The 26598-nt window shown below is 65.1% G+C and carries 23 protein-coding genes; 8 read left to right on the forward strand and 15 right to left on the reverse strand.

Translation table 11 applies throughout. The annotated features are described in order from the left end of the window. Window positions 1-18: 18 nt before the first annotated feature. From ABNK63_RS04280 to ABNK63_RS04305, 6 genes are all read right to left on the reverse strand, one after another. A complete protein-coding gene (locus ABNK63_RS04280; protein ID WP_350016790.1) occupies window positions 19-477 on the reverse strand; it encodes a hypothetical protein in 459 nt (152 codons plus the stop codon). Next, window positions 474-1640, reverse strand: coding sequence for a sialidase family protein (locus ABNK63_RS04285; protein ID WP_350016791.1), 1167 nt, complete (start codon window positions 1638-1640; stop codon window positions 474-476). Before ABNK63_RS04285 ends, ABNK63_RS04280 begins: the two co-directional genes overlap by 4 nt. Before the next feature lie 147 nt (window positions 1641-1787). Next, window positions 1788-4043, reverse strand: a complete 2256-nt coding sequence (locus tag ABNK63_RS04290) for a TonB-dependent receptor (protein ID WP_350016792.1) — start codon at window positions 4041-4043, stop codon at window positions 1788-1790. Window positions 4044-4283: 240 nt separating this feature from the next. Continuing rightward, complete coding sequence (locus tag ABNK63_RS04295; protein WP_007809567.1) at window positions 4284-4868, reverse strand: response regulator transcription factor; 585 nt, start codon at window positions 4866-4868, stop codon at window positions 4284-4286. Window positions 4869-4938: 70 nt separating this feature from the next. Beyond that, window positions 4939-6213, reverse strand: coding sequence for an ATP-binding protein (locus ABNK63_RS04300; RefSeq protein ID WP_007809566.1), 1275 nt, complete (start codon window positions 6211-6213; stop codon window positions 4939-4941). A gap of 69 nt (window positions 6214-6282) precedes the next feature. Then, on the reverse strand, window positions 6283-7833 hold the full coding sequence (locus tag ABNK63_RS04305; protein ID WP_007809564.1) for an oligopeptide:H+ symporter: 1551 nt from the start codon (window positions 7831-7833) through the stop codon (window positions 6283-6285). A gap of 298 nt (window positions 7834-8131) precedes the next feature. On the opposite strand from ABNK63_RS04305, the gene ABNK63_RS04310 reads away from it, so the two are divergent. The 4 genes from ABNK63_RS04310 (at window position 8132) to ABNK63_RS04325 (ending at window position 10588) form a co-directional block, all read left to right on the forward strand. Further along, window positions 8132-8506: a diacylglycerol kinase gene (locus tag ABNK63_RS04310; RefSeq protein WP_083846007.1), complete on the forward strand. Its 375-nt coding sequence runs from the start codon at window positions 8132-8134 to the stop codon at window positions 8504-8506. Between the two features lie 83 nt (window positions 8507-8589). Continuing rightward, the gene (locus ABNK63_RS04315; RefSeq protein ID WP_350016793.1) at window positions 8590-9207 is read left to right on the forward strand and encodes a LemA family protein; all 618 of its coding nucleotides are present in this window, start codon (window positions 8590-8592) and stop codon (window positions 9205-9207) included. After that, window positions 9207-10085: a TPM domain-containing protein gene (locus ABNK63_RS04320; RefSeq protein ID WP_350016794.1), complete on the forward strand. Its 879-nt coding sequence runs from the start codon at window positions 9207-9209 to the stop codon at window positions 10083-10085. Before ABNK63_RS04315 ends, ABNK63_RS04320 begins: the two co-directional genes overlap by 1 nt. Continuing rightward, on the forward strand, window positions 10085-10588 hold the full coding sequence (locus ABNK63_RS04325) for a TPM domain-containing protein (RefSeq protein WP_007809557.1): 504 nt from the start codon (window positions 10085-10087) through the stop codon (window positions 10586-10588). The genes ABNK63_RS04320 and ABNK63_RS04325 overlap by 1 nt, the downstream gene beginning before the upstream one ends. A gap of 51 nt (window positions 10589-10639) precedes the next feature. Here ABNK63_RS04325 and ABNK63_RS04330 read toward each other — a convergent pair whose 3' ends face one another. The 4 genes from ABNK63_RS04330 to ABNK63_RS04345 form a co-directional block, all read right to left on the reverse strand. Beyond that, window positions 10640-11437, reverse strand: coding sequence for a sel1 repeat family protein (locus ABNK63_RS04330; RefSeq protein ID WP_007809555.1), 798 nt, complete (start codon window positions 11435-11437; stop codon window positions 10640-10642). Between the two features lie 120 nt (window positions 11438-11557). Further along, complete coding sequence (locus ABNK63_RS04335; RefSeq protein WP_350016795.1) at window positions 11558-14494, reverse strand: TonB-dependent receptor; 2937 nt, start codon at window positions 14492-14494, stop codon at window positions 11558-11560. 256 nt (window positions 14495-14750) lie between these two features. Then, the gene (locus ABNK63_RS04340; RefSeq protein WP_350016796.1) at window positions 14751-16742 is read right to left on the reverse strand and encodes a prolyl oligopeptidase family serine peptidase; all 1992 of its coding nucleotides are present in this window, start codon (window positions 16740-16742) and stop codon (window positions 14751-14753) included. Window positions 16743-16780: 38 nt separating this feature from the next. Continuing rightward, entirely contained in the window at window positions 16781-18748 is a 1968-nt protein-coding gene (locus ABNK63_RS04345; protein ID WP_050981464.1) for a S9 family peptidase, read from the reverse strand. A 235-nt stretch (window positions 18749-18983) separates the two neighbouring features. Between ABNK63_RS04345 and lgt the strand changes: the two genes are divergently transcribed. Continuing rightward, entirely contained in the window at window positions 18984-19802 is an 819-nt protein-coding gene (lgt, locus tag ABNK63_RS04350) for a prolipoprotein diacylglyceryl transferase (RefSeq protein WP_007809548.1), read from the forward strand. 34 nt (window positions 19803-19836) lie between these two features. On the opposite strand, the gene ABNK63_RS04355 is transcribed toward lgt, so the two are convergent. Beyond that, window positions 19837-20847 carry a TIGR00266 family protein gene (locus ABNK63_RS04355; RefSeq protein ID WP_007809546.1) on the reverse strand — a complete coding sequence of 337 codons (1011 nt, stop codon included), beginning with the start codon at window positions 20845-20847 and terminating at the stop codon, window positions 19837-19839. A 92-nt stretch (window positions 20848-20939) separates the two neighbouring features. Here ABNK63_RS04355 and ABNK63_RS04360 point away from each other — a divergent pair, with 92 nt between their 5' ends. From ABNK63_RS04360 to ABNK63_RS04370, 3 genes are all read left to right on the forward strand, one after another. Continuing rightward, window positions 20940-21734 (forward strand): thymidylate synthase, encoded by a 795-nt coding sequence (locus tag ABNK63_RS04360; protein ID WP_007809544.1) that lies wholly within the window; start codon window positions 20940-20942, stop codon window positions 21732-21734. A 146-nt stretch (window positions 21735-21880) separates the two neighbouring features. Continuing rightward, window positions 21881-22369: a dihydrofolate reductase gene (locus ABNK63_RS04365; RefSeq protein ID WP_350016797.1), complete on the forward strand. Its 489-nt coding sequence runs from the start codon at window positions 21881-21883 to the stop codon at window positions 22367-22369. A 29-nt stretch (window positions 22370-22398) separates the two neighbouring features. Continuing rightward, window positions 22399-23331 carry a Nudix family hydrolase gene (locus tag ABNK63_RS04370; protein ID WP_007809540.1) on the forward strand — a complete coding sequence of 311 codons (933 nt, stop codon included), beginning with the start codon at window positions 22399-22401 and terminating at the stop codon, window positions 23329-23331. 40 nt (window positions 23332-23371) lie between these two features. On the opposite strand, the gene coaE is transcribed toward ABNK63_RS04370, so the two are convergent. Genes coaE through ABNK63_RS04390 form a run of 4 tightly spaced genes read right to left on the reverse strand, consistent with a single transcriptional unit; the run spans window position 23372 to window position 26585 of the window. Then, complete coding sequence (gene coaE / locus ABNK63_RS04375) at window positions 23372-23995, reverse strand: dephospho-CoA kinase (RefSeq protein WP_350016798.1); 624 nt, start codon at window positions 23993-23995, stop codon at window positions 23372-23374. Next, a complete protein-coding gene (locus ABNK63_RS04380; RefSeq protein ID WP_007809538.1) occupies window positions 23992-24849 on the reverse strand; it encodes an A24 family peptidase in 858 nt (285 codons plus the stop codon). Before ABNK63_RS04380 ends, coaE begins: the two co-directional genes overlap by 4 nt. Window positions 24850-24864: 15 nt before the next feature. Continuing rightward, a complete protein-coding gene (locus tag ABNK63_RS04385; RefSeq protein WP_007809537.1) occupies window positions 24865-25257 on the reverse strand; it encodes an endonuclease domain-containing protein in 393 nt (130 codons plus the stop codon). A gap of 56 nt (window positions 25258-25313) precedes the next feature. Beyond that, complete coding sequence (locus ABNK63_RS04390) at window positions 25314-26585, reverse strand: type II secretion system F family protein (protein ID WP_007809536.1); 1272 nt, start codon at window positions 26583-26585, stop codon at window positions 25314-25316. Window positions 26586-26598: the final 13 nt, after the last annotated feature.

The following is a 26598-nucleotide window of genomic DNA, read 5'->3' on the forward strand; positions in this document are numbered from 1 at the left end:
AGGCTGGCGGGGTTGGCGCTACCGAAGTTTGTCCAGCTGCGCGGGCGTCAGCGCGCCGCTGATGCCGAGCCGGCTGCCGTCGGCGCGGATCACCAGCACGCGCGGTGTCTCGCCACCCCAGTGCGGGTCGAGCAGGAAGTTGATGCGTTCGGGCGACGCTTCGGCGTAGGCGCGGTTCGGATAGCCGTCCATCTTCATCCCGTGCAGGCGCGCCTCGATCGTCGCGGCCTGCTCGATGCCGTCGGTGGTCACCAGCACCAGCTCGATCTCGTCGGGATGCTGGTCGCGCAGCCTGGCCAGCGCCTGCAGGTTCGGTTCGCAGTAGGCGCAATCGAGGGCCCACAGCGCGATGATGCGTTCGCCGTGCGCCGGTGGCTCAAGCAGGGTGGCGACGTCATTGGCGGCCAGCGGCTGCAGCGAACCGGCGCAGGCCAGCGCGGGCAACAGCAGGAACAGCAGCGGCAGCAGGCGCTTCATGGTGCAACACCGATCAGGCGAAATCCCTGCGCCGTGTTCCAGGCCACGAAGGCCTGGCCCGACTTCGTCAGCAACTGCGGTGAGCCGACCGCGCCGCCGCTGTGCGCGATGGCGCGTTCCGCGTCGAAGTGCGCGCCGTTGTCGGTCGAGCGGCGCAGCATCAGCGTGTAGCCATCCGCGCCGACCTGGTTCCACACCACCCACACGGTATGGCCGTGCACGGCCACGTCGGCGTGGCTGGCGCCGGCGGCGGCGATCGTCGTCGCGTGTTGCGGTGGGTGGCCGCGGTCGAGCTGGCCGTAGTGGATCGTGGGCGCGCTCTTCGCCTCGTACCACACCGCGTGGCGGACACCGTCAGCGCCGATCGCCAGGCCGGGGCCGTGGTGCGGGCAGCCGGCGATATGCCACTCGCTGAAGGTGGCACGCCGGACCGTGCTGTCCTGGCCATCCGTGCGCAGCACGGCATAGGCGTGGTCGCGGATGTTGTCGCCGTAGATGCTGCGGAAGAACGCTGCGACGTGCCCGTCGGGCCTGCGCGCCAGCGCGATGCGGCAGCATTCGCAACTCTGGTCGACCAGCTTGCGCTCGGGCAAGAAGCTGGCGCCGCCGTCCTCCGACCAGCTGTAGTAGACCGCGGCGCCGAGGTAGGGCTTGTTCGCGGCGTCGGCGGCGACCAGGTCGCGCTTGTCGATCCAGGCGATCACGATGCGGCCCTTGCCGTCGACCGCCAGCGCGTCGAAGCGGTGGGTGATCTCCGCGCGGTCGTGGTGCACGGTCAGCGGTTCGCTGAAATGCTCGCCGCGATCCGTCGAACGGGCGAAGCGCACGAATCCGGTCCACGGTGCGGTGCGCGGCTGCGACCAGCTGACGTAGATCGCGTCGTGGGGACCGAACGCGAGCTTCGGCCGGTTCTCGCCTTCGGCGTAGATGCGTTCCGCCACGGCGTTCACCTCGATCGGCGCACTCAGCGTGCGGCCGTCGTCATCGGAGTGGCGCAGCCGCACGTGACCGTCCGCCGCGTCCACCACGTACAGCCGACCATGACTGTCGAACGCGGCGCTGGCGCCAAGCTCGGGGCCCCTGGGCATGTCCATGTGCATGCCGTCGTGGGCGGATAGGGCGGGCGAGAGCAGGCAGAGCAGGGTGATCAGCAGGTGGCGCATGAATGCTCCTCGGGTTTTGCTCCTCCCCCTGCTTTCAGGGGGAGGTTGGGAGGGGGTGCTTTTGACTTTGGCGATCAAGAGCGACCCCACCCCAACCCTCCCCTGCGAGCAGGGGAGGGAGTATCGCGCGCGGGGTCCGACAGCTCTTCACAACTCCCAGCGCAGCTCGCCGAACCAGGTGCGGCCAGCGTACGGATGGTAGACCCAGTAACGTTCGTTGGTCAGGTTGTCGACGCCGAGCGCGGCGGTCCAGCCGTGCGCAAAGGACCAGCGCAGCCGGGCGTCGGCCACGGTGAAGCGGCTCACCGCGCCGTAGCTGTCGATGTGGTCGCTGTTGTCCAGCGTGCCGTACTGGCGGCCGGAATGGCGGATGCCCAGCGAGGCGTCCCATTGCGGCGCGAAGCGGTAGTCGGCGAACACGCTGGCGCGGATTTTCGGGATGCGCGGAAACACCTTGCCGTTGGCCAGCGGATACTGGCTGTCGTCCAGGGTGCGCGCGTGGTTGAAGGCCACGCTGGCCTGCACGTCGAGTCCGTCCAACCACAGGTCGGTGAGGGTGATCTCGCCCTCGAGCCCGCGGCTGCGCATGCAGTCGATGTTCTGCACACTGGTCACGGTGGGGGTGACGGTGATGTCGGTCTGCGAGTACAGCGAATCGGCGATGCGGTCCTGGTACAGCGAAATGCGCCAGTGGCCGTTTTCCAGGTGGCGGTTCAGCGTGAGGTCGGTGGATTCGTCGATCTCGGGCCGGAGGTCCGGGTTGTTGTTGACGATCGCATTGGCCGACAGGCTGCCCTGGAACAGTTCGTTCACGGTTGGGTAGCGCACCGCCTTGCCATGGGCCAGTCGCAGTTCCCAGTCTTCGGCGAAGTCCCAGCTCAGCGCGGCCTTGGGCGAGAAGTCGGTGCGTTGGCGGTCGGCGTAGCGCAACGCGGTGTTGCCGTTGCCGCGCAGGCCGTCGTAGGCCCGCCATTGTTCCAGCCGGCCGCCCAGGGTCAGCGCCCATGCGTCGGCGAAACTCCACACATCCTGCAGATACAGCGCGCGGGTCTGGCTGCGACCGCCGAACGCGCTGACCCGCGCGCCGTCGGCATCGCCCAGCCAGTGGCTGGCGTTGCGCAGCTGGCTGTCCAGCACGTAACGATCGGCATGGATGCCGGCGTACAGCATGTGACGATCGCCGATGGGACCGGAACTGCGCAGGTCGAGGGTGTCCCAGCCCGAGCCGGCCTTGTTGGCGACCGTGCCCGGGCCGTTGACGGGCCGGCCGGGTTCGGCGTTGTTCGCGCTGCCGGCCAGCGAGCGCAGGAAGTCGTAGTGGCTGGCTACCGCGGTCCAGCGCCAGCCGTTGTCGAGATGGCCGTTCAACTCGATGCCGTACAGCATGTGCGTGTCGCTGGCCGAGGACGGCGCCAGCCCGCTGGCCGGCAGCGTCCAGGTCTGCCCGCCTGCGCTGATGACGCCACCATTGACCAGGTTGCCGTGGCCATCCCGGATCAGGCTGCGGGTGAAGTCCTCGGCGCGGTTGTGCCACCAGCCCACGGTGAACAGCGCTGCGACGTGCTCGCTCAGGTCGACGCCCACTTTCAGCTTGGCCTGGTCCTGCACGGTGTGTTCGATGCTGTTGGCGCCGTAGACCAGCCGCGCGCTGCCGTTCGGGTTGCGATCAGCGGTGGCGCCGGTTACCGGCACGGCCAGGGCGGGGTTGCCACCGGCCCTGGCCGTGGCGTACTGCATCGGTTGGCCGCGGTTGTCGAGTCGGCTGTATTCGAGCAGCCAGCTCCAGCGGCCCTGCCTGTTGCCCAGCGTGGCGGCGGCCTGGTGGCCGTTGTAGTGGCCGCCGGCGCCGTATGCGTCGTGGTAGTCCTGGCTGAAGAACTGGGTGCTCACGCTGGCGGTCAGCCGCTGCGGCAGCACGGTGTGGATCAGCACGGTGCTGCCCAGCGAGTTGCCCGGATACAGCGCGGAGTAGGGGCCGTACAGGATGTCGACGGCGCCGACTTCCTGCGGTGCCACCATGCCCCAGCGCGGTGCGCCATCCCAGCCGTTGGTCATCAGGTTGGACAGCAGCAGGCCGTCGGCATAGACCAGGCTGCGTGCGCTTTGCAGGGTGCCGGCGTTGCGGCCGCTGATCACCGCGTTCGGATCGCCGATGTAGCGCTTGCGCACCATCATGTTCGGCGCGTACTTCAACGCGTCGGCGCTTTCGGTGACGTTCTGCTGCTGCAGCTTCTGGCGAGTGACGCGAACCTGCACGCTAGGCGTTTCCGTCACCATGGTGTCGCTGGCGTGCACCGAGACCGGCGTGAGGGTGGTGGTTTGCAGCGGAACGTCGGCAGCCGGCGAGGGGCCGGCGACCACGGCAGCGGCAAGTGCGCAAAGGCCGAACGGGATGGCGTTCAAGCGATACTCTGGATGGGGGTCTAGAGTTGCAAGGATAGTCCGCTGTCGGCCACGCGAAAGATGGCGCGTTGTCGCAGCGGGGGCGGCCATGAGATGCGCGGGCGCGGCGAAAGGTGCCGGCGGCACGCAGGGCGGACGCGGTCCGCCGGTTCCTGCAATTCCGGGAGTAGCGGCGGGCAATGCCTGCGCTGGCATTTCGATGACCGCCTGGACGTCAGTCCTCGCGATCAGCCTTCGCGATCAGTCCTCGCGGTCGGGGCGTTCTCGCACCGGGTGCTTGCTCAGCTTGCGCTGCAGGGTGCGGCGGTGCATGCCGAGGCGGCGGGCGGTCTCGGAGATGTTGCCGTCGCATTCGGTCAGCACGCGCTGGATGTGTTCCCACTCCAGTCGGCGCAGGGCAAGCGGCTGTTCCGGCGTGTCGGGCAAGTCGGCGTCATCGGCGTCGCTGTCGCCGTCGAGCAGGGCGCGCACCACGGCGTCGGCGTCGACCGGCTTGGCCAGGTAGTCGTGCGCGCCGCGCTTGATCGCCTCCACCGCGGTGGCGATCGAGGCGTAGCCGGTCAGCAGCAGCACGCGCAGGTCGGGCACCAGGGTATGCAGTTCGGGGATCAGGCGCAGGCCGTTTTCCTCGCCCAGCTTGAGGTCGAGCACGCAGTAGCGCGGATGGTGCCGGCGCGTCAGGGCGCGGGCCTCGTCGAAATTGCTGGCGGTGATCACCTCGAAGCCGCGTGAGCCCAGCGCACGCGCCAGCACGCGCAGGAAGGTCACATCGTCGTCGACCAGCAGCAGCGGACGTGCCGTGGCGGCTTGGGGCAACTCGGTCATCGCGGGGGTTCCTGATGGTGATCCAGCGCCCATTCTTGCCGGAAGCGGCGCGACTTGCACGCACGCCGGGCTATTTTTCGGCGATCACCGCCAGCGGCAGGCGCAGGCAGACCCGGGCGCCGTGTCCGGTATTGCCGGCGACCAGCTCGCCGTTGAGTCGCTCCGCAGTGGCTTCGGCCAGCGCCAGGCCGATGCCCAGCCCGGTCTGCTTGTGCGAATGCCCCAGCGCGGTGATCTCGGGATCATCATCGAAGCCCGGGCCGTGATCGCGCACGCACAACTGCAGCCATGATCCGTCGCGCGAAACCTCCAGGGCTATCGCGTCGGACCGATTGGCAGCCGAGGCGTCGACGGCGTTGTTGAGCAGGTTGATCAGCGCATGGCGAAGCCCCGGAGGCGTACGCAGGACGGTGCCGGCCAGTTCCGGATCGAGTGTCACCGTCAGCTCGGCTTCCGGCCGCAGCAACTGGAAGCGCTCCAGGCAGCCGTGGATGAACTGGTCCAGCCGCAGCCGCTCCGGTTCCTGCGACAGCTGCGCCTTGCCGAACGCGACCATCTCGCGAAGTATCGTGCGGCAGCGATCGACCTGGCTTTCGAGCAGCTCGAGGTCTTCGGACAGCGTGGGCTCGCCGGCATGTTCGCGGCGCAGTTCCGGCAGCAGGGTGCGCATCGTCGACAGCGGCGTGTTGAGTTCGTGCGCCGCGCCGGCGGCCTGGGTAGCGATGGCCAGGATGCCTTCGTCGCGCAGGGCGCGTTCGCGTATCCGCTGCACTTCGAGCTGCTGCAAGCGCAGCACGCGGGCCAGCCGGCTGATGAAAAAGCCCAGCAGCACCGCGCTGATCACGAAGTTCACGCCCATCCCGGCGACGTGCAGCGAGAAGCGGTTCGGCGAGTCCCCGTGCACCGACATCGGCAGCGGCACATGCCGGTAGAGCAGGAGCACGTACGCAATGCCTGCCAGCGCCGCCACGGCCAGCACCGCCCGCGCCGACAGTGCCGCTGCGCTCAAGGCGATCGGCACCAGCAGCAGGGTGATGAACGGATTGCTGGCGCCGCCGCTGAAATACAGCAGGTAGCCGAGCACCAGGGTGTCGAAGGCGATGTGTCCCACCGCCTCCCACTCGCCGAGCGGCCACGGCTGGGTCAGCCGCCAGGCGGCGAATACCGAGAACACCGCCAGCACGCCGATGCCGATCAGCAGGGGCAGCAGCGGCACGTTCAAATGCATCCACAGCGCGCAGACCAGCACCGCCGTGCTCTGCCCGGCGATGGCGCAGATCCGCAGCCAGGCCAGCGTCCGCGTCAATGCAAACGGGCCGATGCGTTGGGCGGACCGGTGAGGCATGGCGATCTTCCTGGCTGAATCTGTTCGGACGAAACCCGCCGAGCTGCGCGGCGGGTTTCCATGCTTCGTTTACGGCGTGTTGTATTCCTCGCTGTGCACCGGCGGCAGCGGCTTGTTGTTGGTCGCCGCATCGGAGTGGCTGGCCGACAGCTTGCTCATCAGCGGCAGCATCGCGATGGCGATCACCGTGCAGCCCACGCCGGCAAGGCCGAGCTTGTTGAACAGCGAGGTGTAGATCGGCAGCGACACCAGTGGGTCCTTGATGTCGGTGGGGATGCTGGCGAAGTTCGCCACCACACTGCCCAGGTACTGCGAGATGCCGGAAGCCACGTAGTACGCGCCCATCATGAAGCCGCCCATGCGCGCCGGCACGTAGCGGGCGATCATCGCCAGGCCCAGGCCGCTGACCAGCAGCTCGCCCAGCGAGTACAGGCCGTAACCCCACACCATGATCCACGACGACACCTGGCCATTCACCGCGAAGCGGGCGCCCACGCCGTAAATGAAGAATCCGATCGCCACCGCGGCGAAACCCCAGGCGAACTTCGCGGCCACCGACGGATTCTTGCCGACCCTGCCCATGCTGTTGTAGATGAACACCAGCACCGGGCTCAGCAGCACGATCCAGATCGCGTTGAGCGACTGGAACTGCTCGGGAATCCAGTTGAACAGGTGCCAGCCGAACAGGTCGAACGAGAGGTCGACGTTGCGCTGGGCGAACAGGTTCAGCGAGGTCGACATCTGCTGGTAGAAGATGAAGAAGAAGATCGTCTGCGCGACCAGCACGAGGGCGGCGACCAGGCCGGCCCGCTCATGATGTTCGCTGCTGCGGATCAGGTGGATGAAGATGCCCAGGATCACCACGCCGGCGGCATACACGCAGATCCGCGCCACCATTTCATTCTGCAGGATGAAGGCCGACACGAAGACCATGCCGATGGCCGCCAGAGCCAGCAGCCCCAGCTTCCTCAAGTCGACCCGCTCGTCGTCGGCCGGCGAGCCGATGTGCTGCAGCGTGCGGTACATCAGCGAGTAGTTGATCAGGCCCAGCACCAGGCCGATCGCGCAGACGCCGAAGGCGGTGTGCCAGCCCCAGGCGTCGCCATACTTCGCGCCCACGTAATCGCGGATCCACGGAGTCAGCAGCATCGAGATGGTCGAGCCGATGTTCACCGCCATGTAGTAGATGGTGAAGGCGCTGTCGATCTTGGTGTCGTCGCCCTCGTAGATCTTTCGCACGAGGTTGCCGGCGTTCGGCTTGAAGAAGCCGTTGCCGACGATGATCACGCCCAGCGCCACGTACAGAAAGTAGGCGTTGTTGGTCGGGATCCACAACATCGCGTAGCCCAGCGCAAGCACGACGGCACCGATCAGCATCGTGCGGCGCGTGCCGATCAGCTTGTCACCCACCCAGCCACCGATGGCCGGCGTCGCGTAGATCAGCGCCGCGGCGGCGCCCCAGATCAGGTTGGCCTTGCTGTCGACGAAGCCGAGCTTCTTCACCATGTAGGTGACCATCAACACCTGCATGCCGTAGAAGCCGAAGCGCTCCCACATTTCGATCAGGAAGACGGTACTGAAGGACTTCGTCTGCGAGACGGGCGGGTTCTGGGTTGCCATAGATTTTCCGTGCGGGTTTCAGACCATGGCGACGTGCTGGCACGCGCCTTCGGCTTGTGATCCTGAACGGACCACAACCGACGAAGCCTAACCCATCCGTCGGCAGGGTGTAGCTGCACTGCGACATGACAGGTACCTGCCGCAGGTGCTTGGGAGGGCGCAGCGGCCGTATGCCGCTGGCCGCTTGTGGCATCATCAGACGCCCGCCATCACCGCTTCCCGGAGCCCGGCCCACCATGCCTCAACCCGATGTCACCCTGTCACGACAGCGACCACCGGCCGGATGGCGGGTCCGCTGATGGCCGCCGAAGGTTTTCGTGGTCCGAAGCAGGTCTGGAACGCATTCCGCTGGTCGATGAAGGGCTTGCGCGCCGGCTGGAAGCACGAGGCATCCTTTCGCCTGGAAGCCTGCCTGGCCATCGTGATGGTGCCGCTGGGCCTGTGGCTGGGCCATGGCGGCCTGGAGAAGTTCGCGCTGATCCTGGCCCCGTTGCTGGTGCTGTCGGCCGAGCTGCTGAACTCGGCGATCGAGGCGGTGGTCGACAAGGTCAGCCCGGAATTCAACGAACTGGCCGGGCGGGCCAAGGACATGGGCTCGGCCGCGGTGTTCGTGCTGCTGATGCTGGTGGTGCTGAGCTGGGCGCTGATCCTGCTGCCGCGCTGGCTCGGCTAGCTGTCCCTTCACTCCGTGCCGACACGGTGGCAGTGTCACGCATGGGATGATCGAATGAATCCTGCAACGGATCGGAGCCATCCATGAAGACCCTGCGTCATCTCGTATTGCTGTTGCTCGTGGTCATGCTGTCGGGCTGCGGCTACAACGCCATCCAGAAGCAGGACGAGGCGGTCAAGGCCGCCTGGTCCGAAGTGCTCAATCAGTACCAGCGGCGTGCCGACCTGGTGCCGAACCTGGTCAACACGGTCAAGGGCTACGCCCAGCACGAGGAGAAGGTCTTCGTCGAGGTGACCGAGGCCCGTGCCAAGGTGGGCAGCCTGCAGGTCAACGCCGACTCGCTCAACGATCCGCAGAAGCTGCAGCAGTTCCAGGCCGCCCAGGGCGAGCTGGGCAATGCGCTGTCGCGGCTGATGGTGGTCAGCGAGAACTACCCGCAGCTGAAGGCCGACGGCCTGTTCCAGAACCTGCAGGCGCAGCTGGAAGGCACCGAGAACCGGGTCACCGTGGCGCGCAACCGCTACGTGCAGACGGTGCAGGAATACAACAGCATGATCCGCACCTTCCCCAACAACATGACCGCGAAGATCTTCGGCTACCAGGTCAAGCCGAACTTCAGCGTGCAGAACGAACAGGCCATTTCCACGGCACCGAAGGTCGACTTCGGCACCACCGCACCGGCGCCAGCGGCGACGCACTGATGACGGCCGGGCGCCGGTCTCGCCACTGGCTGCTGGTGCTGCTCCTGCTGCTGCAGGCCGGGCTGTACGCGGCGGATGCCGTGCCGAGGCTGGCGCGGCATGTCACCGACCTCACCGGCACGCTGAGCGCGCAGCAGGTCGACCAGCTCGACGCGCAGCTGGTGGCGCTGGAAAAGGCCAAGGGCGCCCAACTGGTGGTGCTGATGGTCGGCAGCACCGGCGACCAGGACATCGAAGGCTATTCGCTGGCGGTGGCCGAGGCCAACGGGATCGGCCGCAAGGGCACCGATGACGGCGTGCTCTTGCTGATCGCCAGGAACGATCGCAGGGTACGCATCGAAGTGGGCTACGGCCTCGAGGGCGCGATCCCTGACGCAGCCACGGCCCGGATCATCCGCGAATACATCGCGCCGAAATTCCGCGGCAACGATTATTTCGGCGGCATCAGCGACGCAGTCGGTGCGTTGACCCAGCTGATCAATGGCGAACCGCTGCCGCCGCCGGTCCGCGGTTCGCCCGCGGGCGAACATGGCGGCCTCGACCTGCAGACCGGCCTGATGATTGCCGTGTTCGCGGCACTGTTCCTGCGCGGGATCTTCGCACGCGCCCCGGCATGGCTGCGTGCGTCGCTGGGTGCGCTGGCGATCGGCGGCCTGCTGTGGCTGCTGATCTCGGTGGGTGCAGGCCTGATCGGCGCGCTGGTCGGCGGCGTGCTGATGCTGCTCCCGGCCGGCGCCGGCCGTTCGATCGGCGGTGGCGGCTGGGGCGGGCTTGGCGGCGGAGGTTGGGGCGGGGGAAGCTCCGGTGGCGGTTTTGGCGGCGGCTTCAGCGGTGGCGGCGGCAGCTTCGGCGGCGGCGGTTCCTCGGGGAGCTGGTGATGGAGCGCATGCGACGGCTGTGGCTGAATCTGTCCGGTGACTGGTTTCGCCTGTCACGCCGCTTTTCGCCAGCCTTGCTGGACGAGATGGCCGCGGCGATCGCGGCGGGCGAACGCACCCACCTGGGCGAGATCCGTTTTGCGGTCGAGTCGCGACTGGCACTGGCGGACGTGCTGGGCGGCCTCGACGCACCGACCCGCGCGCGGCAGCTGTTCACGCAGCTGCGTGTGTGGGACACCGAGCACAATTGCGGCGTGCTGCTCTACGTGCTGATGGCCGAGCATCGCATCGAGGTCGTCGCCGACCGCGGCATCGCGGCGAAGGTCCCGGCCGAAGAATGGAGCGCGATCTGCGCGCGCATGCGCGAGTGCTATGCCGGTGGCGACTGGCGCGCGGGCAGTCTTGCCGGCATCGCTGCGGCAAGCGAGTTGCTGGAACGTCATTTTCCCGGGAATGAGGGGGCCCGTCCCGACGAGTTGCCCAACCGGCCGGTATTGCTCTGATCCGGCAGTGCTGCCTGGCTGGCGTGAATGCATGCCGACACAGCAGATGCCTCATTTTCCGTCGATGTGTCCATCTGCTGGCGTCCGGACAGCATTCCTGGTCGGCGGAACCGTCACTGGCTGCACGTCGCCGACGGTAACCTTCCCTTTCCAGTTCGAATCCACGACCGAGTAGTAGGTTTTTGGATCCCAGCGCCATCTCGCGTACACGTCGCCGCCGCATCCGGCGATCGGAACGTTGCCCAGGGTACGGCGAGCACAGTTCGCGCTAGGTACGCCGCCGGATAGCATGGCCTTGTCCACGTGCTGCACCCCGCTGTCGAAACCGATGTGCGAGCCGGTCATCTGCGTACGCCAGTAGTTGAGTTCGCGAGTCATCCTCGGCTTGGCCACGCTGTCGCCGTACTCGGCGGTGATGATCGTCTGGGCCCTTATGGCCTCGACTTGCTGCGATGGCGTCAGCGACGCCCATATCCGGTCACGTGTTGCCACGAACTGAGGATAGCCCCGTTCCGCGGAGACTGCGGTCCATGCATAGGCGAGTATCAGATTCGTAGCGACGCCGTCGCCATGCAGGTACATCAGCCCGATGCTCAGTTGCGAAAGCTTGTCGGCGTACTTCGCACCGATCAGGAAGTACTTCAACGCGTCGGCGTATTCTCCCTTGGCGTAGCGCTGCATGCCTGCGTACTGGCCGAACTGGTCGGGATGTCCCCAGGTGGATGCATCGCTCATGGCACGCAAGGTATCGCGCATGTCCTGGTCGACAACCGGTGTTCCGGTGGCTGCGAGGGTGCAACCGACGCTGGCACTCAACAGCAAGCTGGCGAATTGCAGTCGAAATTTCATGCGCATCCTCCTTGTTCTGCTCAAATTCTCCGGGTTGCGACTATACGCCACCGCACGCGAAACCAAAGAAGAAGGGCCGGCACGAGCCGACCCTTCTTCTTTGCAGCGGGTGAGTTGTCGTCAGAACAGCTTCCACTCAAGCTCGGCGAAGATCGAGCGACCGTAGCCGTTGTAGTTGAAGCCGTCGTAGAACGGGTAGGCGGTGTAGGTGCTGTCACGCGGTGGCCGCTTGTTCAGCAGATTGTTGGAGATCAGCGATACCTTCACTTCGTCGTTCACCTGCAACTGGATGCTCGCGTTGTAGGTGATCCACGGGCCCACGGTGCCGGTTTCCTTGTAGTTCATCGTCGGACCGTTGCGAAGACCGTAGAGCGTGGTGCTCACTGGGCCCTTGGTCCAGTTGATGGTGGCACTTTCGCGATGTTTGAACTCTCGGGGGAAGGTGCGGTACGAGAGCAGATCCAGCGTCGGATCACCCGGGTACTGCTGGTAGGTGTGATCCAGGGTGACGTTGTAGTCAGCCGAGAAATTGAAGTCGCCAAAACGACCGGCATCCCAGTGGTATTGCGCACCGGCCGTGGCACCAGTCACCTTTTCCTGGGAGATGTTGATCGGATAGGTGCTCACGCTGTTGATGCCCGACTGCAGCGGATTTGCAGGATCGTTGTTGCGGTCAATCAACGCCAGTGCCTCTACGCAACGCGGCGAGTTGATATCCACTGGCGACCCGCCGATGGTGTGACCAAGCCGGCAGTCGGCCTCCAGAGACAGGATGCCGTTGATGCTGCGCTGGGACACCTCGTTGCTGATGTTGACCCGATAGTAGTCGGCGTGAATGTTGAAGTTCGAACTGGGCGACCACACGATGCCGCCAGTCAGCGACTTCGCCGTGATGTTCTTCAGGTTCTTGTTGCCTGCCTGGCTGCCTTGAACCTGCTCGTTGTTGTACGGGCAGGTGTCGACGTCGAACTGGTCGCCATCTTCCACGCGGCAGCGGTAGTAATCCACCACGTTGGTGTAGAAGCCGCTCTCGCCCTGGAACAGGCCTGCCATGTCCGGTGCGCGGAACGCGGTAGCGTAGGTGCCGCGGACAAGCAGGGTATCGACCGGGCGCCATTCCAGCCCCATCTTGAAGGTAGCTTTCGAGTCGGTGCGGCCGGCGGCCTTGTAAGTGTCATAGCGGGCCGACGCGCTGGCAGTCAGCCAGGTGGTTACCGGCAGGCTCAACTCCGTGGCGGCGGCATAGCGATCTCGCGTGCCCTCGCCCTGGGTACCGGTGAGGCCCCAGAAGTAGCCGTTGATCAGCCGCGGATCCGTCGGGTTCTCCCACTTCTGATTGCCGTACTGCATCAACACTGCCAGTCCCGCCGAGCCACCAGGCAGATCGAACAAGTTCGTGTTGGTGACCGTGCCGGTCACTTCCTGGGTGTAGGTGTGTGATCGGGTGCGGATCTGTTCGCTGAGGGAGTTATAGACCTCGGGCGTCATCAGCGAATAGAAGCGATCGAGGTTGAGGTTGAACACCGGGTAGTAGTCGAAGACCGGGTCGTAACCGATCTGGTCACCCAGGAAGTAGTTGTCGACCTTGTCGGCCACCAGGTGCAACTGGCGGGTGGTGATCACGTTGTCGGAGCGGTGGTAGTAGGCATCGTAGGCCCAATCGGAATCACCGAACGTGCCGCGGAAACCCACGTTGGCAACGTAGGAGCGGTTGAGATCCGTTTCATTGGCCGCGTTGCCAATGCCATTGGCGGAGCTGTCGATGGTGTACTGGGTCTGGATGAAGGAGCCGGGGCCGTCGTCGGCAGAGCCGTTGTCGACGTTGGCACCGTAAATTACGCCGTAATCCTGGCCGGACCCCCACCAGGTATAGTTGGTTCCGACGTAATAATCGGTCTTGCTCACGTTCAACAGGCCGTTTGCATAGAACTGAGCATTCGGTGAGATGTCGTACGAGAAGTTCAGATAGCCCGTGCCAGCCTTTGCACCATTCATGATGGTGGAATATGCAGGCGAATTCGGACTGCCGCAGAAATTGCCGCGGCCGGCAGCATCCGTCGCATAGACGGTGGTGTTGTCGGAGCCGCCCGCCACCCGGTCACAACTGGCCTTGCCCCCCGGCACGAAGAATTGATCGGTGCCGATCTGGTCGTAGAACAGGTCGACCAGCAAGTAGTCCAGCGCCGGCCGGCTCTGGCCGGCGGCCAGGCCCGGACGGTCGTTGTTGGAATCGAACCAGCGGCGCTGGTAACGATAGATCGGACGCTGATTGCGCAATTCCAGGCTGTAGGTCAGCTTGGCCTTTTCCCAATCGTGACCGCCGGTAAGCTGGAAGCGCTGGCTGCCACCGCCGCCTTCGCTGAAGCCGCCGCCTCGCAGGTTCATGGTGACGCCCTGGACGTGCTGCTTCAGGATGATGTTCACCACGCCGGCGATCGCGCTGGAGCCGTAAATCGCAGACTGGTTGCCGGGAACGATGTCGATGTGGTCGACCATCGCCATCGGGATCGTTGAGATGTCCACGAAATTCCCCGAGCCGTTGTACAGCAGGGGGTAGTCAGCCATCGGCTTGCCGTCGATGAGGAACAGGGTGAAGCCGGGATCGAGACCGAGCAGGCTGATGGTCTGCGCGCCCTGGGTGAAGCCGCCCGAGAACTGCGCCCCTTGCACGGAACCCGTGGCTTGCGGCAAGGCTTGCAGGGCATCGGCAACGGTGGTGAAACCCTGCTTGGTGATGTCTTCGGCCGTGATCTGGATCGTCGGCGTGGCCGTCTCGATCTGTGAGCGTGGCAGCAGGGAGCCGGTGACCTGGATGCTCTTCAGCTTCGTGGCATTCTTCTCGTTTGCCTGGCTGCTGGATTGATCGGTTTGAGTGGTGTCCTGACTGGAACTGCTGCCGTCCTGGCTTTGCGCCTTGGCAGCGTTCGCCCACAAGGGCAGGACCAGCGAAGCACAGATGGCGCTTGCGAGAAGCTTGCGATGCATGAATATCCCCTTTGCTGACAGGAATGTCCGCGCGTTACCAGTCGCGGACCTTCGACGGATGTCCCCCGACATCCAGATTCGCGATCGGTCGCCCGTATGGTGCGGCCGATCACGATTTCGACGATAACGCAAGGTTTACAGCGCCGCAACAAGGTGTCAGGGCAATTGTAGCGACGGCTTCCGTTGCGCTTGGAAACAGAGCGGGATTCGACCTGCACTGTCAGCTGGCCTGCAATCAGCTGCGCCGGCCGCCCGTCCACCAGCCTTGGGCACAGGAAGGGCGGCGGATCGTCGACGTTGCAGCAAGCCAGTGGGAGGATGATGTCTCTCAGTGCACGTCCTTGCCGATGTGCTTGTCAAGGAACGCCTGCAGAGTCTCGTAGAACGCAAGATTGTTCTCTTCGCTGTAGAAGCCGTGCTGTTCCTTGTCGCGCACCAGCCACTCATACGGCTTTCCAGCCTTGTCCAGCGCCGAGCGCAATTCGGTTGCGTTCTCGTAAGGGACCCGCGGGTCGTCCTTGCCATGAATGATCAGCACCGGGATAGTGAATTTGTCCAGGTGGTAGATCGGTGAGATCTCGCGAATCGTGGCGTCGTCCGTGCCGATTGCCTGGACGAAATAGTTTCGGCCACCCGCAGAGCGCCGGGTGTCGCTGCGGTGCAGTTCGATCGCGTAGTCGGAAACGCCGGCATAATCCACCGCGCACTTGAACATGCCCGGCGCGCGGATCGGTGCCATCAGCGAGGAGTACCCGCCGAAGCTGGCGCCGAAGATGCATACGCGCCCGGCATCGGCGTAGCCCTGCTGGATGGCCCACTTCACGCCGTCGATCAGATCCTGCTGGATGCCGGTGCCGAATTGCTTGTAACCCGAGTGTTCGAAGTTGGTGCCGCGACCACCCGAGCCCCGATAATTGACCTGCAATACGCCATAGCCGCGATTGGCCAGGAACTGGGACCAGGGGTCGTAGCTCCACGAATCGGCCACACCGATCGGTCCGCCATGTGGCAGCAGTACCAGCGGTACGGGTTTGCCGGCACTGTTTGACGGCATGGTCAGGAAGCCGGCCAGTTGAGTGCCGTCGCTGGCCGTAAACGTGATGGGCTTGCGGGCCACCATTTGTTGCGGGTCGATCCAAGGCAGGCTGCGGAACAGTGGCTTGAGGTTCATCGTGGCGCGATCGAACAGGGCATAGGTTCCCGGGTCACGATCACTGCGTGCGCCGATGATCAGTTGCATGCCGTCCTGGCTGGCGTTGGCCACCGTGAGGAACTCATCGGGAAACTTCTGGGCCAGCGCTGCGCTGATCTGTGCAAAGACGCCCTCATCAAGGTACTTGATGTGAGGCTTCCCGGTATCAAATACCACGGCATAAGGCTGGTAGGGATATGGCGTCCAGAGCACATCGCTGACGGACGCGAAGTCATCGCTGGCAAGCACCTTGCGGTCGCTGCCGTCGAGATTGCTTATCACCAGCTGGTCGGGACCGCCGTTGGCGCTGTACAACGAATAGAGATGCTTGCCATCGGCACTGATGTGCATCGGCACCAGCCGTTTGCCGGTGACGTTGCCCGGCAGCAGCTTCCATGGGGCCTCGGCATTTTCGCGACTGTAGACATCGATGCGATATGGATCATCCTGATTGCTGCCGTACGCAAAGCGCGCCACGTCGTCGTGCAACACAAACGTCATCCCGGCTTCGTCGATCTCTCCCATCAGGCGTGGGTAGCCACTGGTCGTCTCGACGTCGTAGATCAGTGACTGTCCGCTGTCGCGTGTTCCGCTGCTGGCGTGGGTGCGAAACGGGCTGACACTGATGTAGACGTGACCGTTTAGCTGGTGCGGCGTGCCGGCGATGAAGCCAGCACCCCGGACCATCCCCAGGACGTTCATGTTGGCGCCCTTGGTATCGCGCACGCGCCAGCTGTAGAGCACGCGTTTGTGCGAGCCATCGAAGTCGACCGCGACCACCTCACCGGTACCCTGGGGTGCCTCGAGCGTGCCGTTCTCTTCGCCCAGGCCCATCACCAGTCGGGTATTGCTGACCCAGGTGATATCGATGGGCAGGGTTCGCGCAGCCATGTTCAGGCGGCTGACCGGTTTCAAGTCCGGTAACGTAAGCACGCCGAGCTGGTAGCTGCCATCCTCATTGTGCAGCGAGACGGCGAGATGCCTGCCATCGGGAGAGATCACCGGGTTCGTCAGCGATGGATGCCGGGCGAAATCCTTGTACGGTATCTCTGCAGCCTGGACGGACATCTGCGTCCAGAAATACAACAGGGCAAGCGTGGTCAGTCGAACAAAACGGTGAATGGTCACGATCTTCTCCACTACTGGACGGGTTCGTCCGACACAAGTCAATGCGTGGTCGTCACGCCTGGGCCAATGTTCTTTTCAAGGAACGCCTGCAGCTTCGTATAGAGCTCGACGTTGTTCTTCTCGTCGTAGAACCCGTGGCCTTCTCCCGGCTTGCTCAGCCATTCGTATGGCTTGTGGGCGGCTTCGAGCGCAGCCCGCATCGCCTTGGCATGGGCAAATGGCGCCCGCTGGTCGTCTTCTCCGTGGATCAGGAACACGGGAACGTCGATCTTGCCGGCCAGGTTCACCGGTGAGTTGGCAGCCAGTTCGGCCGGGTTGTCGCCCATCTGGATGCGCAAGGCATTGCGACCGGCCTTGCTTTCCTGCGTGTCACCCTTCTTGTAGCGCAGACCCATGTCATAGATGCCTGCGTAGCCAACCGCACACTTGAACATGCCGGGCGCGCGAATGGGCGCCATCAGTGCCGAGTAGCCACCGAAGCTGGCGCCGTAGACGCAGACGCGCTGGGGATCGGCATAGTTTTCGGCGATCGCCCATTTGACGGCATCAATGAGATCCTGCTGGATTCCGGTACCCCACTGGCGGTATCCGGCGTCCCGGAAGTTCACGCCGCGACCGCTTGAACCTCGGTAATTCACCTGCAGCACGAGGTAACCGCGGTTGGCCAGAAACTGGGCGTCGCCATCGTAGAACCAGTCGTCCTGCACATCGATCGGACCACCATGAGGCATCAGCACCATCGGCAGCTTTGCAAGGTCGGCACCCTTGGGGATGGTGAGGATGGCTTCCAGCTCCATGCCGTCGCGAGCCTTGAAATGCAGCGGGCGCCGTTCGGCCATCTTGCCCGGATCGATCCACGGCTCGGCTGAGAACAGCTTGATGACCTTGTAGTTCCTGGTATCGATCAGGAAATAGCTGCCCGGGTCACGGTCGCTGCTGACGGAGAACAGCAGCTTCCCGCCATCCTCGCTGAAGTTGACGAAGTGCACGTAGCTCCCGGGAAACTTCAGGCTGAGTGCCCGATGGAGCTTGGCTATCGGTGCGTTGGGGTCGACATAGTTGGGCTGGGGTATACCGGTGGCCAGCGTGGTGGCGAAGGGCCGGTAGGGATGAGGGGTGATCTCCATGATGCCGATGCTGGCAAAGCTGTCGCTGGCCAGGACCTTGCGGTTGCCACCCAGTTCGTCCTGCTCGATCAGTGATGCCGGGCCGCCGTCGACAGACTGACTGGCGTAGATGCGCTGCCGGTCCGGGGTGAAGAAAAGCGGGGTGAAAGTCCCGCCAGCCTGGCTGGGATTCATCTGCGTCCAGTTGCCACCTTGCGAGTGATAGATGACGTAGTCCCAGTTGTCGTTGCGACCGAAGGCATAGTGAGCCTTGCCATCAGGCCCGACCATGAAGCTCAGGCCGCCCACCTTGATCTGGCCGACCAGGTGCCGGGTGTTCCTGCCGGCATCGACATCGTACAGGGTGCTGTAATCCTGGTTGTCCCAGCTGTACGTGGTCATGAAGAAGTTGCCGTTGGCGAGTTCCGGCAGGCCGGCCACGAAACCCCAGCCCCGGTCGGTGCCGCGCGTGCCTGCGCGGGTGCCGTAGTTGCTTTCGGGGCCGTACAGGTAGTCCTGGTGCTTACCGTCGATGTCGGTGGCGATCACCTCGCCGGTTGCCACTGGCTTGTCAATCGAACCCTGTTGTCTGCCCTTTTCCACCACCAACCGCGTGTTGCTGACCCAGGAGATGTCGACGGCCAGTTCGTACTTGGGCAGGCGCAACATGCTGATCGGCTTGCTCATGTCGGCTACGTCATAAACCACCAGGGCGTGCGAATCGCCGTCGGCAAGGTTCATGTTGACGGCGAAGTGCTTTCCGTCCGGGGAAAGGCTGGGCATCGTCAGTGGTGCGTGGCGCGCGAAGTCCTCCGCGGGCACCACATCGGCCGCCACGGCGGCGAGCGGCAATAGCAGGCAAGTAGCGGACAGCAGTGTCCGCGCGAAGTGACAGGACATCGATTTCCCCTTGATGCGATCCGAGTGCAATGAATCAGGCCATGCGACCATGCTTGCATGGTCGGGCCGTGATCTTCCCCGACAGCGGCGCGATTCCCGTTTCCCCGACGCGCGCGGTGCTGTCTGTGGAGGATTCTAGCCCGCGCGGAGCCAGCGTCAAAAGTGGCGGCGGTGGATGTCCGTTGCGCCCTGCCGGCCCGCTACACTTGCTTTTCTTTACCAGTACGCCTCCGTCATGTCCCAGCCCTACATCGTCGATATCAATCCCGTCGCGTTTCATCTCGGCCCGGTGCAGGTGCACTGGTATGGCCTGATGTATCTGTTGGGCTTCTTTTTCGTGGCCGTGCTGGGCGAGTACCGGCGCCGGCGCGGACGGCTTCCGGTCACCCGCGATGCGCTGGGGGATCTGCTGTTCTACGGCATGCTCGGCGTGATCGCGGGCGGGCGCATCTGGTACATGCTGTTCTATGCCGACATCGACTGGATCTGGACCGCACCGCTGACCCTGTTCAAGGTGTGGGACGGCGGGATGAGCTTCCACGGCGGCCTGCTCGGCGTGCTGGCGGCGGGCTGGTGGTGGTCGCGGCGGCAGAAACTGCATTTCTTCGACACCATCGATTTCGTGGCGCCGCTGGTGCCGATCGGGCTGGGGCTGGGTCGTCTGGGCAACTTCATCAATGGCGAGCTGTGGGGCAAGCCGACTGACGTGCCGTGGGCGATGATCTTCCCCCAAGCGCCGGACCGGCTGCCGCGGCACCCTTCGCAGTTGTACGAAATGCTGCTGGAGGGCGTGGTGCTGTTCGCGGTGTTGTGGCTGGTTTCGCTGAAGCCGCGGCCGCGCTACCTGGTGTCGGGCCTGTTCGCGCTGCTATACGGCTGTTTCCGCTTCGCTGTGGAATTCGTGCGCGTGCCCGACGCGCAACTCGGCTACCTGTTCGGCACGTCGTGGGTGACGATGGGACAGATGCAGTCGTTGCCGCTGATCGCCGTCGGGCTGGGGCTGATCGCGATGTCGCGCCGGGCGCCGACGCTGCCGCTGGCTTCCGCTCCGTAAGGCGGGCACGGCCCGCCCTGCGGAACGCAGTCACTCAGAAATTCCGGTCGCCGCCCAGGATGTCGCCCAGTCCGCCGAGGATCGAGCCCTCGCCACGGCGCTGGCCACCGCCTTGCGGTGCCGCGGCCAGCATGCGGCCGGCCATGCGCGAGAACGGCAGCGATTGCAGCCACACCGTGCCCGGTCCGGTGAGCGTGGCGAGGAACACGCCTTCGCCGCCGAACAGCATGCTCTTGATGCCGCCGACCGGCCTGACGTCCATGTTCACCGTGTCGTGGAAGGCGACCACGCAGCCGGTATCCACGTCGAGCCGTTCGCCGGCTTTCAGCTCGCGCTGCACCACGGTGCCGCCGGCGTGCACGAACACCCAGCCGTCGCCTTCAAGCTTCTGCATGATGAAGCCTTCGCCGCCGAACAGGCCGGTAAGGATCTTGCGCTGGAAGAAGATGCCCAGCTGCACGCCGCGGGCGCCGGCCAGGAACGCATCTTTCTGGCAGATCAGCCGGCCGCCGTGGTCGGACAGCTTCATCGCCATCACGGTGCCGGGGTAGGGCGCGGCGAACGCGACCTTCGCCTTGCCCTGGCCGGTGTGGGTGAACACGGTGGTGAACAGGCTTTCGCCGGTGATCACCCGCTTGCCGGCGGACAGCAGCTTGTCCATCAGGCCGCCGCTCTGGCCGCCGCTGGAGCCGTCGCCGAACACGGTGTCCATCCGCACGGCGGCTTCCTTGTACATCAGCGCGCCGGCCTCGGCGATCGCGCTTTCGCCCGGGTCCAGCTCGATCTCGACGAACTGCATGTCGGTGCCGACGATGCGGTAGTCGATCTCGTCGGCGCGGCCGCCGCCCATCGACGCCGGCATCGGCGGTGGCGCCAGCGGCATGCCGCCGAATTCCGCCACGCTGCGGATCGGCTTCCACTCGGTGAAGCCCTCGCTCCAGCAGTAGCCGTCGGGTTGGCGTCGGGCCTGTTCCCGTGCTGCGGCGTCATCAAGCGGGCCGATCCGGTCGGTGTTCTTGCCGTAGCTGAAAAACCACTGGGCCATGCTCGTCTCCTCGCTGGAAAAGCCCGAGTCTATGTCGTGTCGGCGCGCGGCGGCAGTGACCGTTGTCATGCCCCTCGGGCTAGAATCGGCGGATGCGCGCCTACCTCGACCTGCTTCGCCACGTTCTCGACCATGGCACCGAAAAGACCGATCGCACCGGCACCGGCACGCGCAGCGTGTTCGGCTGGCAGATGCGCTTCGATCTCAACCGGGGCTTTCCGCTGGTCACCACCAAGAAGCTGCACCTGAAGTCGATCGTGCACGAGCTGATCTGGTTCCTGCGAGGTGACACCAACATCGGTTACCTGAAAGAACATGGCGTGCGGATCTGGGACGAGTGGGCCGACCCGAACGGCGACCTCGGTCCGGTTTACGGCGAACAGTGGCGCGCCTGGCGCACGGCCGACGGCGGCGTGGTCGACCAGATCGCCTGGGTGATCGACGAGATCAGGCGCAACCCGGACTCGCGGCGGCTGATCGTCAACGCCTGGAACGTGGGCGAGCTGCCGAAGATGGCGTTGCTGCCCTGTCACACGATGTTCCAGTTCTACGTGGCGGATGGAAAGCTCAGCTGCCAGCTGTACCAGCGCTCCGGCGACATCTTCCTGGGCGTGCCGTTCAACATCGCCAGTTACGCGCTGCTGACCCACATGGTGGCCCAGGTCTGCGGGTTGGGCGTCGGCGATTTCGTGCACACCCTGGGTGACGCGCATCTGTACAACAACCACCTGGAACAGGCGCGACTGCAGCTGAGCCGCGACGAGCTGCCGTTGCCGCAGCTGAAGCTCAATCCGGCGGTGGGTTCGATCTTCGATTTCCGCTACGAGGACGTCACGATCGAAGGCTACCGGTCGCACCCGGCGATCAAGGCCGAAGTCGCGGTCTAGGCCTGCGGCTGGAGCCTGCCGAGGCCGGCCTGGAAGGGTGGAATGTCGTCGCAGCCCTGGCGCGGCCTGTTAATATCCAGAGCGATTCGACGGCATCTTCCCCGGATGCCGGTCGCCCCCATGAACCAGCCCTACAAGGATTCTCCATGGCCATCTCGCTGATTGCTGCACTCGACGAAAACTTCGCGATCGGCCGCAAGGGACAGCTGCCCTGGCATCTGCCCGATGACCTGCGCTGGTTCAAGCAACTGACCACCGGCAAGAACGTGTTGATGGGCTACAACACGGCGCTGTCGATCGGCCGCGCACTGCCGGACCGGGTCAACCTGGTGCTCAGCCGCTGCCACGAGGCGCCGTTTCCCGGGCAGATCACGGTACGCTCCATCGAAGAGGCGCAGGCGCGCTGCGACAACACCGGGCTGATGGTGATCGGCGGCGGCATGGTGTTCCACGAAGCCCTGCAGCGCGCGCGCCGCATGTATCTGACCTGGGTCAGCGCCGCCGTCGATGGCGCCGACACGTTCTTCCCGGGCGTGCATTTCAGCGAGTGGACCGAGGTGTCGCGCGTGCACCACAAGGCCGATGCGGACCATGCCTACGATTTCGACATGGTCGAGTACCTGCGCAACAACTGACTACCATGCCGGTCGAGCCGAAACCGGTCATGCACGTGATGGCCGCGGTCATGCTCGATGCGCTGGGTCGCGTGCTGCTGGCGCAGCGACCGCCGGGCAAGCATCTGGCCGGCCTGTGGGAGTTTCCCGGCGGCAAGCTGGAGGCGGACGAGACACCCTTCGAGGCGCTGGCGCGGGAGTTGCGCGAGGAGATCGGCGTCACCCTGCTGCGCGCGGAGCCGCTGATCCGCGTGCCCTGCCACTATCCCGATCGCGAGCTGCTGCTGGATACCTGGCAGACCGAGCAATGGGAAGGGGAGCCGCGGTCGCTGGAAGGGCAGGCCTTGCAATGGCTGCCGCCGGAGCAGGTCGATCCGTCCATGCTGACCCGGGCCGATCGCGCGATCCTGCAGGCGTTGCGCCTGCCCTCCCGCTACGCCATCACCCCGGTCGACGTGCCGCCGGAGCAGGCCGGCGCGTGGTTCGAGCGGATCGGCCAGGCGATCGAACGCAGCGCGCAACTGGTGCAGTTGCACTTGCCGCTGTGGCCGCGCGAGATGGTGCGCGAACTCGCTGCCGGGCTGCTGCCACTGGCCCGCCGCCATGGTTCGCAACTGCTGCTGCACGGTGACATCGAAGGTGCGCAGCTGCTGGATATCGGCGTGCAGCTGCGCAATCGCGAGGTGGCGGCGCTTGGCGGGCGCCCCCTGCCGCCGTCGCAGTTGATCGGTGCCAGCTGCCATGACGCGGCTGACCTGGCCCGGGCCGGGCAGCTGGGTGTGGATTTCGCCACCCTGGCGCCGGTCGCCGCCACGCCTGCCCATCTGCAGATTCCGCCTCTGGGTTGGACCTGCTTCCAGTCGCTGGCGGAAGCAGCGGCATTGCCCGTCTACGCCTTGGGCGGCCTGGCGCCGGCGCACGTCGCCCAGGCCCGCGCCAACAGCGGTCAGGGCGTTGCGGGAACCCGCGAGTTCTGGCCGTGACGTAGCGGTCGCGGGCACCGCCCGCCGGTTTGCCGCCGCATCAGGAAACGCGGCGTGCCAGTTCCAGATAGCGCTGGTGCAGATGGACAACTGCCTGGTCGAGGGCGGCTTCGTCGCCGCTGTTGTCGATGACGTCGTGGGCGATGGCGAGGCGTTCTTCGCGCACGGCCTGGTTGGCCAGCATGCGACGGGCCAGGGTTTCGTCAATGCCGTCTCGCGCCGTCAGGCGGGCAAGCTGGGTCGCTTCGGGCGCATCGACCAGCAGGACGCGATCGATCCAGCGGTAGTGTTCGATGTTCTCGACCAGCAGCGGAATGGCCAGCAGGCAATAAGGGCCCGCTTCGGCCATCGCGCGGTCGTGCAGCCACTGCCGCACGCGCGGATGGATGATGGCCTCCAGCGTGCGGCGCGCGCCCGGGTCGGCGAAGACGCGCTGGCGCATGGCGGCGCGATCCAGGCGACCGGCATCGTCCAGCACGTCGGCCCCGAATGCCGCGACCACTTCGGCCAGGCCCGACGTGCCGGGTTCGATCACGTCGCGGGCTGCCACGTCGGCATCATGCACGTGCACGCCCAGCGCCTCGAAGCGTCGCGTCACCGCGGTCTTGCCGGCGGCGATGCCACCGGTGAGCCCGATCACCAGCGCCGCTCGATGCCCGGTCATCGCATGCCGGTCAGATGCAGATAGCCGTCCAGCAGATCCGGGCCGGCCACGAACCAGACCCAGCCCGCGGCAGCGATGAACGGGCCGAACGGCATCGGGATCTCGCGCTCATGCTTGCGCAGTGCGATCAGGCTGCCGCCCACCAGCGCGCCGATCAGCGAGGACAGCAGCACGATCGGCAGCAGCGCGACCGGGCCCATCCACGCGCCCAGGGCCGCCAACAGCTTGAAATCGCCGTAACCCATGCCTTCCTTGCCGGTCAGCAGCTTGAATCCCCAGTACACGCTCCACAGGCTGAGGTAGCCGATCGCCGCGGCAAGAATCGCGCTGGGTGCGCTGACGAACATCGGCAGCAACGACAGCAACAGACCAAGCCACAACAGCGGCAAGGTCAGCTGATCGGGCAGCAATTGAGTGCGGAAGTCGATGCCGGCTGCCGCGATCAAGACCCAGGTGAACCCCAGTCCCGCCAGCGCGGCCCACGAGGGCCCGAACTTCCACACGATCACCGCGCTCAGGATGCCGCTGAGCAATTCCACCAGCGGGTACTGGATCGAGATTTTCGTCTGGCAATAGCGGCAGCGTCCGCGCAGCAGCAGCCAGCCGAACAGCGGGATGTTGTCCAGCGCCGACAGCGGATGCTTGCAGTGCGGGCAGTGTGACGGCTCGCGCACGATGCCCGGGGGCATGGGTTCGGCGTCGCCCTCGATCTTCAGCACGTCACGGGCTTCGTGGCGCCAGGCCGCAGCCATGCGCTCGGGCAGGCGCAGGATCACCACGTTGAGAAAGCTGCCCACCAGCAGGCCGAGCACGGCGGCCAGGGCAATCCAGAGGGCGAACGGAAGATCGGGCATGCGTCAGCCTTGCTTTTAAGGCCCCTCTCCCTGCGGGAGAGGGGGTGGGGAGAGGGTGCGGCCCCTAGCGAAGTTCAAAATCGCCTCAAGCACCGCCTCGATTTCCTGCAAAACCTGATTGTCCCAGAATCTCAGCACCACGAGGCCTTGTCGCTCCAGCGCACGCGTACGGATGCTGTCCGTTTCCTCGTCGTGTTGCGAACCATCGATCTCGACGACCAGCCTGAGTTCTTCGCAGAAGAAGTCGGCGATATACGGCGGGATGGGGTGCTGACGGCGGAACTTGAGCCCGGCGAGGCGTTTGGCGCGCAGGTGATACCAGAGTTTGAGTTCGGCGTCGGTGCTGGCGGTGCGCAGCAACTTTGCGGTAGTCAACGTTCTGGTGGGCAGAGGCGGTTTGTGGCGCATCGCTTGAACCGCACCCTCTCCCCAGCCCCTCTCCCGAAGGGAGAGGGGCTCTTCGGTCAGACCGTACCGGCGAGCTTGAAGATCGGCAAGTACAGCGCCACCACCATGCCGCCCACGATACCGCCCAGCACCACCATGATGATCGGCTCGAGCAGGGTGGACAGGGTGTCGACCGCGTTCTCCACTTCTTCCTCGTAGAACTCGGCCACCTTGAACAGCATGTTGTCCAGTGCGCCGGATTCCTCGCCGATGGCGGTCATCTGCACCACCATGTTCGGGAACAGGCCGGTCTGCTTCATCGCCAGCTGCAGCTGGTGGCCGACCGAGATGTCGTCGCGCATCTGCCTGACCGCGTCGCCGTAGACGATGCTGCCGGTGGCGCCCGACACGGCCTCCAGCGCCTCGACCAGGGGCACGCCGGCGCGGAAAGTCACGCCCAGCGTGCGCGAGAAGCGGGCGATCGCCGAGTTGCGCACGATGTTGCCCATCACCGGCAGCTTCAGCGACAGCCGGTCCAGGAAGTGGGCGAACTTCAGCGAGCGCTTCTTGGCGAAGACAATCGCCACGATGCTGCCCACGATGATGCCGATCACCAGCCACCAGTAGCTCTGCATGAACTCCGACATGTTCACCAGCACCTGGGTCGGCGCGGGCAGGTCGGCGCCGGCGTCCTGGAAGGTCTTGGAGAACACCGGCACCACGAACAGCAGCATGATCAGCATGACCAGGAACACGACGGCCAGCACCATCATGGGGTAGAACAGTGCCTTCTTGATCTTCTTCTTGATCGCCTCGGTGCGTTCCTTGTAGGTCGCCACGGTGTCCAGCACGGTGTCCAGCACGCCGGAGGCTTCGCCGGCATGGACCAGGTTGCAGTAGAGCTCGTCGAACTGGACCGGGTAGCGGCCCAGCGCCTCATGCAGGGACGCGCCACCCTCGATGTTCTGCTTCACGTCCAGCAGGATGTTCTTGAAGCGGACGTTCTTCTGGCCATCGGCGATGATGTCGAAGGCCTGCACCATCGGCACGCCGGACGCCATCATGGTGGCGATCTGGCGGCTGAAGACGGCCACGTCGCCCGGCTTCACCGTGCTGCCGGAGGAACCGAACAGGGGCTTGGAGCGCTCGCGCACCGTCTGCGGATTCATGCCCTGGCGGCGCAGTTCGGCCTTCACCAGCGAGGCGTTCTTCGCCGGCATGTCCCCCTTCATGCGCTTGCCGCGCTTGTCCAGCGCCACCCACTCGTAGGTGGTCAGCTTGCTGACTTCGGCACGTTGGGCGCCCAGCGCGCGCGCCTTGTCGATATTCGTTGCGGTAGCCGTGGCCATGCGCATCTTCCCC

This window comes from Rhodanobacter sp. IGA1.0, assembly GCF_040208325.1.
GTDB classification, from domain to species: Bacteria; Pseudomonadota; Gammaproteobacteria; order Xanthomonadales; family Rhodanobacteraceae; genus Rhodanobacter; species Rhodanobacter spathiphylli.

Excerpts from the sequence above, each read along its gene's own strand:
- ABNK63_RS04320 (WP_350016794.1), top strand. The coding sequence starts at position 9,207 with ATGACGGCCGGGCGCCGGTCTCGCCACTGGCTGCTGGTGCTGCTCCTG.
- ABNK63_RS04295 (WP_007809567.1), bottom strand. The coding sequence starts at position 4,868 with ATGACCGAGTTGCCCCAAGCCGCCACGGCACGTCCGCTGCTGCTGGTC.
- ABNK63_RS04345 (WP_050981464.1), bottom strand. The coding sequence starts at position 18,748 with ATGTCCTGTCACTTCGCGCGGACACTGCTGTCCGCTACTTGCCTGCTA.
- ABNK63_RS04355 (WP_007809546.1), bottom strand. The coding sequence starts at position 20,847 with ATGGCCCAGTGGTTTTTCAGCTACGGCAAGAACACCGACCGGATCGGC.
- ABNK63_RS04335 (WP_350016795.1), bottom strand. The coding sequence starts at position 14,494 with ATGTCGGGGGACATCCGTCGAAGGTCCGCGACTGGTAACGCGCGGACA.
- lgt (WP_007809548.1), top strand. The coding sequence starts at position 18,984 with ATGTCCCAGCCCTACATCGTCGATATCAATCCCGTCGCGTTTCATCTC.
- ABNK63_RS04300 (WP_007809566.1), bottom strand. The coding sequence starts at position 6,213 with ATGCCTCACCGGTCCGCCCAACGCATCGGCCCGTTTGCATTGACGCGG.
- ABNK63_RS04370 (WP_007809540.1), top strand. The coding sequence starts at position 22,399 with ATGCACGTGATGGCCGCGGTCATGCTCGATGCGCTGGGTCGCGTGCTG.
- ABNK63_RS04280 (WP_350016790.1), bottom strand. The coding sequence starts at position 477 with ATGAAGCGCCTGCTGCCGCTGCTGTTCCTGCTGTTGCCCGCGCTGGCC.
- ABNK63_RS04285 (WP_350016791.1), bottom strand. The coding sequence starts at position 1,640 with ATGCGCCACCTGCTGATCACCCTGCTCTGCCTGCTCTCGCCCGCCCTA.
- coaE (WP_350016798.1), bottom strand. The coding sequence starts at position 23,995 with ATGACCGGGCATCGAGCGGCGCTGGTGATCGGGCTCACCGGTGGCATC.
- ABNK63_RS04325 (WP_007809557.1), top strand. The coding sequence starts at position 10,085 with ATGGAGCGCATGCGACGGCTGTGGCTGAATCTGTCCGGTGACTGGTTT.
- ABNK63_RS04390 (WP_007809536.1), bottom strand. The coding sequence starts at position 26,585 with ATGGCCACGGCTACCGCAACGAATATCGACAAGGCGCGCGCGCTGGGC.
- ABNK63_RS04385 (WP_007809537.1), bottom strand. The coding sequence starts at position 25,257 with ATGCGCCACAAACCGCCTCTGCCCACCAGAACGTTGACTACCGCAAAG.
- ABNK63_RS04310 (WP_083846007.1), top strand. The coding sequence starts at position 8,132 with ATGGCCGCCGAAGGTTTTCGTGGTCCGAAGCAGGTCTGGAACGCATTC.
- ABNK63_RS04360 (WP_007809544.1), top strand. The coding sequence starts at position 20,940 with ATGCGCGCCTACCTCGACCTGCTTCGCCACGTTCTCGACCATGGCACC.
- ABNK63_RS04305 (WP_007809564.1), bottom strand. The coding sequence starts at position 7,833 with ATGGCAACCCAGAACCCGCCCGTCTCGCAGACGAAGTCCTTCAGTACC.
- ABNK63_RS04315 (WP_350016793.1), top strand. The coding sequence starts at position 8,590 with ATGAAGACCCTGCGTCATCTCGTATTGCTGTTGCTCGTGGTCATGCTG.
- ABNK63_RS04330 (WP_007809555.1), bottom strand. The coding sequence starts at position 11,437 with ATGAAATTTCGACTGCAATTCGCCAGCTTGCTGTTGAGTGCCAGCGTC.
- ABNK63_RS04365 (WP_350016797.1), top strand. The coding sequence starts at position 21,881 with ATGGCCATCTCGCTGATTGCTGCACTCGACGAAAACTTCGCGATCGGC.
- ABNK63_RS04380 (WP_007809538.1), bottom strand. The coding sequence starts at position 24,849 with ATGCCCGATCTTCCGTTCGCCCTCTGGATTGCCCTGGCCGCCGTGCTC.